5 protein-coding genes are annotated in these 8,897 nt (G+C 62.1%); 1 reads left to right on the top strand and 4 read right to left on the bottom strand.

Annotated elements, in window-relative coordinates; translation table 11 throughout:
• Nucleotides 1–81: 81 nt before the first annotated feature.
• From Q8R73_RS13005 to Q8R73_RS12985, 4 genes are all read right to left on the bottom strand, one after another.
• Nucleotides 82–249: a hypothetical protein gene (locus Q8R73_RS13005; protein WP_305719952.1), complete on the bottom strand. Its 168-nt coding sequence runs from the start codon at nt 247–249 to the stop codon at nt 82–84.
• A 988-nt stretch (nt 250–1,237) separates the two neighbouring features.
• Entirely contained in the window at nt 1,238–2,119 is an 882-nt protein-coding gene (locus tag Q8R73_RS12995) for a hypothetical protein (protein WP_305719950.1), read from the bottom strand.
• A gap of 360 nt (nt 2,120–2,479) precedes the next feature.
• Nucleotides 2,480–5,248: an EAL domain-containing protein gene (locus Q8R73_RS12990; RefSeq protein WP_305719949.1), complete on the bottom strand. Its 2,769-nt coding sequence runs from the start codon at nt 5,246–5,248 to the stop codon at nt 2,480–2,482.
• 87 nt (nt 5,249–5,335) lie between these two features.
• The gene (locus Q8R73_RS12985; RefSeq protein WP_305719948.1) at nt 5,336–6,550 is read right to left on the bottom strand and encodes a FecR family protein; all 1,215 of its coding nucleotides are present in this window, start codon (nt 6,548–6,550) and stop codon (nt 5,336–5,338) included.
• A 127-nt stretch (nt 6,551–6,677) separates the two neighbouring features.
• Between Q8R73_RS12985 and Q8R73_RS12980 the strand changes: the two genes are divergently transcribed.
• Nucleotides 6,678–8,486, top strand: coding sequence for a ShlB/FhaC/HecB family hemolysin secretion/activation protein (locus tag Q8R73_RS12980; RefSeq protein WP_305719947.1), 1,809 nt, complete (start codon nt 6,678–6,680; stop codon nt 8,484–8,486).
• Nucleotides 8,487–8,897: the final 411 nt, after the last annotated feature.

Genomic DNA, 8,897 nt, shown 5'->3' with positions numbered 1-8,897 from the left:
CGACCTCACGGATCCTGTACATCGGCCAGCCCCTGTGCATTTGGTCGCCAAGCGGCGTCGGGCGTGCGGGGGGGCGCGCGGCTATTTGCCGAGCATTACCTTGATCCCCAGCCACACCGCACCGACAAAGCCGGTAACGATCACCGTGATCATGGCCTTGAAGGTGTAGCTCTGCGCCTGCTCGACGCTCCTGCGCCAACGCCGCAGATGCTGAAAGTCCGCACGCATCTCTGTTACGGCTTTAGCCATCGTTAATCCGGATTCCCTTGGGGCTGCGCCGATCTCATTGGAGCGCCTCCCACACTGCGATAATGACGAGGCCGACCACTGCGAGCGCGATCAGAGATGCGGTCATTTAGTCTCCTGATCGGTACCAAATACCTGTGCGGCATTTCGATTGCGGCCGTGGACTTGCGACGCCAAGTGCCGCCTTTTTCGAACGCGCCGGAAGTCAGGCTCGGACGGCGGCCCGCGTGCGACGCTCTGGCAGCGATGCATGGGATGATGTGGCGCCATGACGTGCGGCCGCCGTCCGATTCAGGAAATATGAACTGAAAAAGCCCGCGGCCGGTTCCCCGGCGCGGGCTTTTGAATTCTTGCGATGATGAAGATATGCCGGTGATTTGCCCGACGTGTCAAGTTTCCCGGTGCGGCGCCTGTTCAGCCGCCAGCGTTTCTAGTCAAACCCCTGAACCGGCGGCGGCGCGGCTCTCCTGGCGGGAAGCGGCGAAGTCCTGGCGGGTGGCGGCGAACTTGCTGCGGCAGCGGCCTGGCGCTGGGGTGAAGGGCCGGATTGCTTCGCCTGCCTTGCCCGGGAACGCGACGAGGATCGCTGCATTCCCCACGAGCGCGCAATCGACGGACCCGCGGCGTATCCGATGAATGCTCCTGCCACCGCGCCGATCGGTCCCAGTACAACGGCGCCCGACACCGCTCCCAGCGCGGCGCTCCCGGCGCGCTCTTGTGCCCTTGCCTCGAACGAAAAAAATGAACCTGCGATCAGTGCGCCCACAAACAGTTTCTTCATCGCGATGTCCTTGAGCCCAGCGCGGGTCACGGGATAGCGAAAATACGGCGGCACAAAGGAGATGTGACGGCAATGACCGCCCGATTCAATCCTCCCGATGCGAAAAACCCGCGACCGGTCTCCCGGCGCGGGCTTATGATCCTTGCGATGATGAAGATATGCCGGTGATTTGCCCGACGTGTCAAATGCTTTCGATGCGCGCGGATCGCGTTAGTTCTTCACCAGGTAGAGCGGCGTTCGCACCGTGAGCTGGTAGGCTGGCTTCGGCACCCATGAGATCGCCGCCGTTATCCCGAACAGACGATTGTCGTCGTCGTCCATCCGGTCGAGGTCGAGCCTGACGATCGGCTGGGTAAACGACTCGAATGGCGTCCGGTTGAGCAACTGCGCGCCGCCGAAGGATTGAACCCCGACGCGGCCGGTGAACTTCCAGTTGTTGTCCCACTGATAGTAGCCGCCGACATAAACGACGACATTGGGCTTGATGGTTACGAGAGATGAATCCACGGCAACCGCGGTGTGCTGCATGCCGGCCAGCATCCCTCGGGTTTCGTCCGCGTTCAGGGCGTAGTCGAACTCGAGGATGGTATTGACGGACGTCGTCGGAAGCGGCTGTCCCGCTGCCGATCGCGTCAAGGTCGACTGCAGCGTGATCGTCGGGATCGAACCGCCGTTCTGCTGATAGACGTCGGCCTGGAATCCGGCGCTCCAGCTGTAGACCGTGAACGCCGACCAGTCCGAAAAGTCGGCACGCGACGCACCGGCGCTGAAGCCGGCATACACGGAAACCCGATCGTTCAAATCCACGGTGAGCGGAACATCGAGCCCAATGCTCCGGCTGGACGGCGACGACAGAGCCGGGAGCGTTGGCAGGTTGGCAAGACCCGCGTGGCTGGCGAGCGTCGAAAGCGCCGGGTGCTGACCGGCGAACAGTCCAAAATTGCCGAAGCCGAACGATAGCGAGCCGGCAGGAAAGGTGGCGTAGTTCGTTCGCAGATCCAGGTAGAGGTTCGGCGACGAAGCGGCCTTTGCCGACTCATCGTCATCGTCATCAGCGTCCTTGCCCAGAGCGAGGCCGGAAAAGCAAACCAAAACCAACCCTGCGAATGCGACGCGACAGGCCGACCGGACGCACACAGCCCCTGCCATTCGAATGTCCTCCATGCTTGAAGGTATACTCCGCAGCGGTCCGCGTTCAAGGACACAATCGCTCACTTCTTGTGATTTATCGAGGCGTCCAATACAGCGGTCGCACCGACCGTCTAGCCGGACGCTTGGCAATCGCAATTCCAGACCGGCGATGACGCCAAAACTGGCCGAGACCAGGGCCGGGCTTGACGCCTTGGCCGGCCGCCATGTTCATTCGAAAATATACGCCGCGCTCAAGAGAGCCAGCGCGATGCCCCTCGGTAAGGGCAACGATGGAGCCGAGGCGCTTTGGCGAACCTGGTTTTACGCGACCGCGCCTTCTTCAAGCACGCGGGCGACGGGGGCAGGCACCGTCAGGAACTGACCCTCGAAGGCCTGAGCCGGCATCGGTCGGCCGAAGAAATACCCCTGCCCTTCCTCGCATCCCATCCTCACCAGTACGTCGACGGTGGCACGGCTCTCGATACCTTCGGCGATCACGGACAGGCCGAGTTGCTTGCTCAGGCCGATCGTCGAACTGACGATTGCCGCATCGTCGGAATCGACACGCAGGTCGAGCACGAAGGAGCGATCGATCTTGAGCCCGTCGAGCGGAAACTTCTTGAGATAGCTCAGGCTGGCATAACCGGTGCCGAAATCGTCGAATACGACCCGCACTCCGAGTTCCTGAATTCTCATAAATGTGTCAAGCACCCGCTGTTCGTCCAGCAGCAGAATGTCCTCGGTCAGTTCCAGTTCGAGCAGCGAAGGCGTCAGACCGGTGACATTGAGTACCTCCGCAACCGAGGCCGCGAGGTCGCCTGACTGAAGCTGCGACGGCGAAAGATTGATACCGACGCGGATGCTGTGGCCGGCCCGCTCCCAGGCCCGCGCTTGCCGGCATGCGGTTTCGAGAACCCAGCCCGCAACCCGCTCCGAAATGGATGAGCTGTTGACGACCGGCATGAACTCCGCTGGCGAAACCAGGCCTCGGACGGGATGGCGCCAGCGAATGAGGGCTTCCGCGCCGATCAAACCGCCATCCGAGAGACGGACCTGCGGCTGATAGAACAGTTCGAATTCCTTCCGATCTGCGGCCTGGGCCAGTTCCGCCTCCAGCGTCAGGCGCGATTCGAGTTCTTTCCGGATCGCGTTTTCGAAAACCACGTGCCCGCCGCGCCTGGTCGCTTTGGCACGGCAGAATGCGAGATGGCTGTTGCTCAGCAGTTCTTCGGCCGTATGGCCATCGCCCGGATAACAGGCGGCCCCGATACTGGCCTTGAGGCGGTGCGGTCGCGTTCCGACCAGAAGAGGTGTCGCGAATGTGAGCGCGATGCGCTCGGAGAACTGCGCAACGGTTTCGGTCATGGCAGCGACGGGAACTGCGATAGCGAATTCATCACCGCTCAGACGCGCCACGATTCCGGCACCTGCAGTCTCGGCCTTCAGACGTTCGGACACAGCCCGCAACACGCGGTCGCCGCAGGCGTGCCCGAGCATGTCGTTGATTTGCTGAAATCCGTCGAGACCCACGACCAGCAACGCCACTTCTCCGGCCCGCTTATCCGCGCTGGAAATCATCACCGACAGACTGGCGTTAAGCGTATCGCGGTTGGCGAGCCCGGTAAGCGAATCGTACTCCGCCAGATACCTGATACGCTCAGCCTCGCGTTTCCGCGCCGAGATGTCGCGAAGGATCGCGCCATATTGAAAGCCCTCGGTACCCTGCCAACCGGAGAAACAAGCCTCGACCGAAAACACCTCGCCGTTCTTTCGCAGCCCGTCGAACTCTATCATTACCCCGCCGGGCTGCTGCGATCGGGCACGCGACGCTTCGATGGTCGAAACCGAACCAGGCGCAGCCTTGGCGGACACGGCGCAAATGGTATCGAACGGCCGTCCGATCATCTCAGCGGGCTCGTAGCCAAAGATCGCAACCGCTCCGGGATTCCAGACCGTGATCCGATGATTGGAATCGGTGCACACCAGACCGTCGCCCAGCGACATCGCTATTCGCTGAAAGCGGCTTTCGGCAATCCGGCCCAGCAGGTCCCGGAAGTCAATTTCGTCGAGTGCAATGGCGGTCATGTAGACGGCGATCGCCGTCAAGAAAAGCGATGTATCGAAAACAAGGGGAAGCTTTGCCTGCATAAGCATCGCAGTTGCTTCGGCGGCGGCCGCCATTCCGACCAGAACGATCACCCGCACGCCCGCGGAAAGGCGGTGCCAGGAAACCACCATGATCAGGGAGATAATGCATAGTCCCGCCAGCGTCACGACGTCGGAGGTCCAGCGCAGCGTGCGGGCCTGCAGGATGGATTCCGCAGCGAGAGTTTGCAGGATCGGCCCTGAAACAACTCCCCCATTGGGGACGCTGAAGCGATCGCCGAGTTCGAGCGCGGTGCCGCCGATGATGACCCTCTTGCCCTTCAGCCGGTTCAGGCTCGTCTCATCCCCGCGCAGCACATCGACGTAGGACACAATCGGAATCGAAGCGGCGCGGATACCGAAATCGATCAGGAACGGGGGGCTCTTTGCATCATGCTGCCCCGCCAATACCGCGCCCATCGAGGGATAAAACTTGCTGTCGAGTGTATCGCCGAAGGGGTAGCGGCGGACGAGTCCGTCACGCCCGACCGCGACGTTGACGACGGCGGTCCACGAATGATCGCCGAATTGAGGGAGTGGACGATTGATATGCACGCCCGTTGCGTTGCCGGCGTCGGCAGCCGGCTGCTTGAAGGCCGGCAATATCACGGATCCGCCCGCGGCCCGAAGCGCCTCGACGAACGCCTGATCCGACGCAGCGTCGGACGGCGTCGAGAAATCAACGTCGAAGACCACGTCCGTTACGCCGGCGCTTTCCAACCGCCCGAGCAGGTCGGCGTGGAAGCGGCGCGGCCACGGCCAGACTCCGATTTTCTCGATCGACGGAGCATCGATCGCGACAATGACGATGTCGCCACTGGCCTGGCGCGTCTGCCACGCAAACCGCAGGTCGGTCAGCGCATTGCGAAGCGCGCCGTGCCAACCGGATGACAGCACGATCGCCAGTGCAACCACCACAAAGACATGCGGTCGGTAGTGTCTCACGTTGTTCCCCTCGCGCGGCTTTTCTTCCTCGAGAAGCGCGCCCCCATCATGAACTATCCGTACAGACCTTTGCTGGCCTGCAATCGATTAACGACCGCGTCCATTGCCATTGCTGCCATTGCTGCCATTGCCGCCGCCGTTTGCCCCATTGCCGTTTCCGTTTCCGTTTCCGTTTCCGTTTCCGTTTCCGTTGCCGTTGCCGTTCCCGTTGCCGTTTCCGTTGCCGTTCCCGTTGCCGTTTCCATTATTGCCGTTTCCACCCAGCGGGGACGCCGTAGCGGCAATGGCTGCACCGCCTGCTGCTGTTGCACTTGCTGGGCTGCCTGCGTTGCCGTTACTCGCGTCATTTGCATTGCTGGAGCCGTTCGCAATCGCGGTCGTCGCGGCATTGCGCGGACCCCAGATCGTATCCCGGCTGGCGACGTTTCGTGCTGTCCCGTGGGCCTGCCCTGATCGGGCGATACCCTTGGTGACACGGTGAATATTCAGACGTACCTCGCCGATCGCGGTGGAAATCCGGGTCGCAGAAGGTCTCGCGGGAGCACTCGCTGTATGGCGCATCGACTGGACCGATACGCTTCCGGGTTTGGCGCTCGCTGCGGGATTCGCCTGCCCGATAGCACGCACCGCGGAGCCGTTAGCCGCATGGCGCGGCGCGGCGAGGCCGGACCTCGGTACCGGAACGCGGTCGATCGAGGGTGCGCGCGGCTGGCCGCGCTCGATCGGGCTGAAGGTGCCTGATCCGCCCAGCGAGATGCCAGCGTTGCCCTGTGCAAAAGCGGTCGCATGCTGTCCCGGCAGCACTTGTGCAATCTGGCCGGACTTGAAGTCGGCGACCTCTACCTGTCCCTTGATGACGTTGACGCTGGTGGAAGTGGCGTTCACGGAGACACGAAACTGCGTGCCCTTCACGACTGCAGCGAGATACGGCGTTTCGACCTCGAAATGTTTGACGTTGCGCTTTTCTACCTCAAGCAGGATCGAGCCGGCCCGCTGAATAATCGTGGTCGAGAGCCCTTCCTTCTTTTCCGCGGGCAGGCCGATTACCGAATTCGGCGAGACCATGATGGTCTCTTCGCCGCGCACCAGCAGCACCCGCCCGTTGCGGCCGGTTCGGATGCTATCGCCCGGTTTCAGCACCTCTTCCTTGCCGAGCGAAACCGGCTGCGCGCCGGTCGTGGTCATCCAGACCTCGCCCGATGACTTGCTGACGGACCAGGCTCCTTCGTCCGCGGCGAGTGCGGCCGACGTGGACCCAACGACGAGCGACATCACGAGGATGCGTGAGACCCGGCCAATCATGAAAATCTCCATCGGTCTGAAATGCTTCTCAGATGTACGGCAAAAGTTTCAATATTGAGTGAGGCCGAACCCTGCGATCGGGCACTCTTATTAACGATTCATTGACCATAAAATTCTATGAAATATCATGCACCTAGCAGCTCGACACGGACCTTTTCGCATACCTCCGTGGAACTACGGTGGAAGGTCCGCTGTCCGGCAAAACGCTAGCGGCTGTTTCCGATTTGCCTGTGTGACCTCGGTGCTACTGACCGCGGTTTCCCTGGACGCGGCACGGGCGCAGCAGGCTGGTCAGCCCGGTTTCGACCCCCGGCAGACCGAAAAGCGCTTCGACGCACTGCAATCGGAGGAGTCCGCGGACACCCTCCGATCCGGTGTGCAGGTCCCGCGGGTATCCCGCTCGGAGAGCCCAGCGGATTCCACACCGCTGGTCGTCCTCAACAAGGTTTCGTTAACCGGCGCCCGCGCAATCCCGAGCGAAGACGTCGCAAGGACCTATCAACCCTATCTTGGGAAAAAGATCTCCCAGGCCGACCTCGCGGCGATCGCCGCGGCGGTCAGCGACCTCTACCGCGCTGCCGGCTTTCACCTGAGCCGCGCCATCGTGCCGCCACAGGACATTCAGGGCGGCCATGTTCGTCTTCAGGTCATCGAAGGCGGCATCGCGGAAGTGGCGTTCAAGGGCGAAGGCGCGGACCAGTTCGGCGTCCGGCCCATGCTGGGCCCGGTGCTGGCTGAACAGCCCTCGCGCCAGTCAACGTTGGAGCGACAATTGTTGCTGATCAACGGCCGGCCGGGCGTGCGCATCACCGATACCGAACTCGAAGAGATCGGCCTCGGCAGCGGCCGCTTCCGCCTCGTCGTTCATTTGAAAACCTGGCGCATCTTCAATTCTCTCGGAATTGACAACCTCGGCTCGTCATCGGTTGGCCCCTGGCAAACTTACGCGGCGGGCGCATTCAATTCCTACCTCGCGCCCGGCGATGTGCTCTCGATCAACCTCTCGACCATCGCGAACGATCCGCGCCAACTCGCGTTCGGCCGGCTATCCTATGATATACCTGTCGGGACCGACGGGGCGCAGCTTGGCGCCTCCGCACTGTTCAGCGAAGTCCGGCCCGGCGACTTCCGACGCCTGTACAACACCGTCACCACGACCGAGACATTCGAGATCCGCGGCAGCATCGTTCCACTGCAGACGCAGAAGTCGACGCTGACGCTCACGGGAGCGCTGGCGTTCTCAAACGTCACCGAGAAAGATGTCTTCGGCGCCTTCTACATGGATCACATCCGCACCATTCGCCTGACGTCGGACTATCGGCTGCAGGACAGTCTCGGCGGCACCAACTATCTGACCGCGACTTGGCGGCAGGGTCTCGACATCTTCGGCGCCTCGCGCGGCGACGACATCTTTGTGTCGCGCTACGGCGTGTCTAGCACGTTCTCGGTGCTCAACGTTGGTTTCACGCGGTATCAGACGCTTTCCGATGCGTGGTCGGTGAAACTGTCGGGGGCCGGCCAGCTCGCTTCCGGCCCGTTGTTCACGTCGCAGCAGTTCTATCTGGGCGGTGCTGCCTTTGGGCGCGGATACGGCAGCGCAGAGATCAGCGGTGACAACGCCATGGGCGGTTCGCTCGAACTGCGTTTCGATCAAAAGCTTACCTTCAAACATCTGACCGGCTATCAGCTTTACGGCTTCTTCGATGCCGGGACAGCGTGGAATCACGGATACAGGTATACCGACGGCATTGCGCTGACCTCGGCCGGCCTGGGCGCGCGGTTCTTCCTGGGCGACGATCTGCGGGCGGACATGGCGGTGGCAGCGCCGTTGAATTATCGCGCATCCGACAACAGGACCCGCAGCGTACGCGTGCTGTTTTCGCTCTCCAGTTCGTTCAAGCTCTGCCCGGAACGAACGCGTGCGCAGTGCCTCTAAATCAGGGAGTCGCACAGCCCGGTCGAACAGCCCCGACCACCCGTCGGGCAAATCACCACGGTGGGCACGATCCAGTCGGTCAAGTCATTTATTTCTGTTTTTCAGAAATATTACACGGCGATCCAAATCAAACCTATATTCATCGCTGTCCTGTCCCGTTGAAGGGACGTTGGCCATCGTCACGAACGTTGGGGCGGGATGCGGTGGACGCGGCAGCGGCGGGCGCGCAGGTGGTGGCAGGGCGGGATCAACTCCGTGAGCCATCGAGCGGCGGGCAGACGAACGGCGCTGAAGCGTACGGCAAAATCGTGTGGACCCGACGCCTCGACGCTGGCGTCAAGTCTGTCGGAGGTGCGGTAGGCCCGACCGGGCCGAGGCGCCGGTTTCCGCCAGGCGACGGAGACTAGACAG

The sequence above is a fragment of the Bradyrhizobium sp. genome (assembly GCF_030697065.1).
Taxonomy (GTDB): domain Bacteria; phylum Pseudomonadota; class Alphaproteobacteria; order Rhizobiales; family Xanthobacteraceae; genus Bradyrhizobium.
The sequence above is the reverse complement of the archived record's forward strand: the minus strand, read 5'-3'. Positions and strand labels throughout refer to the sequence as shown.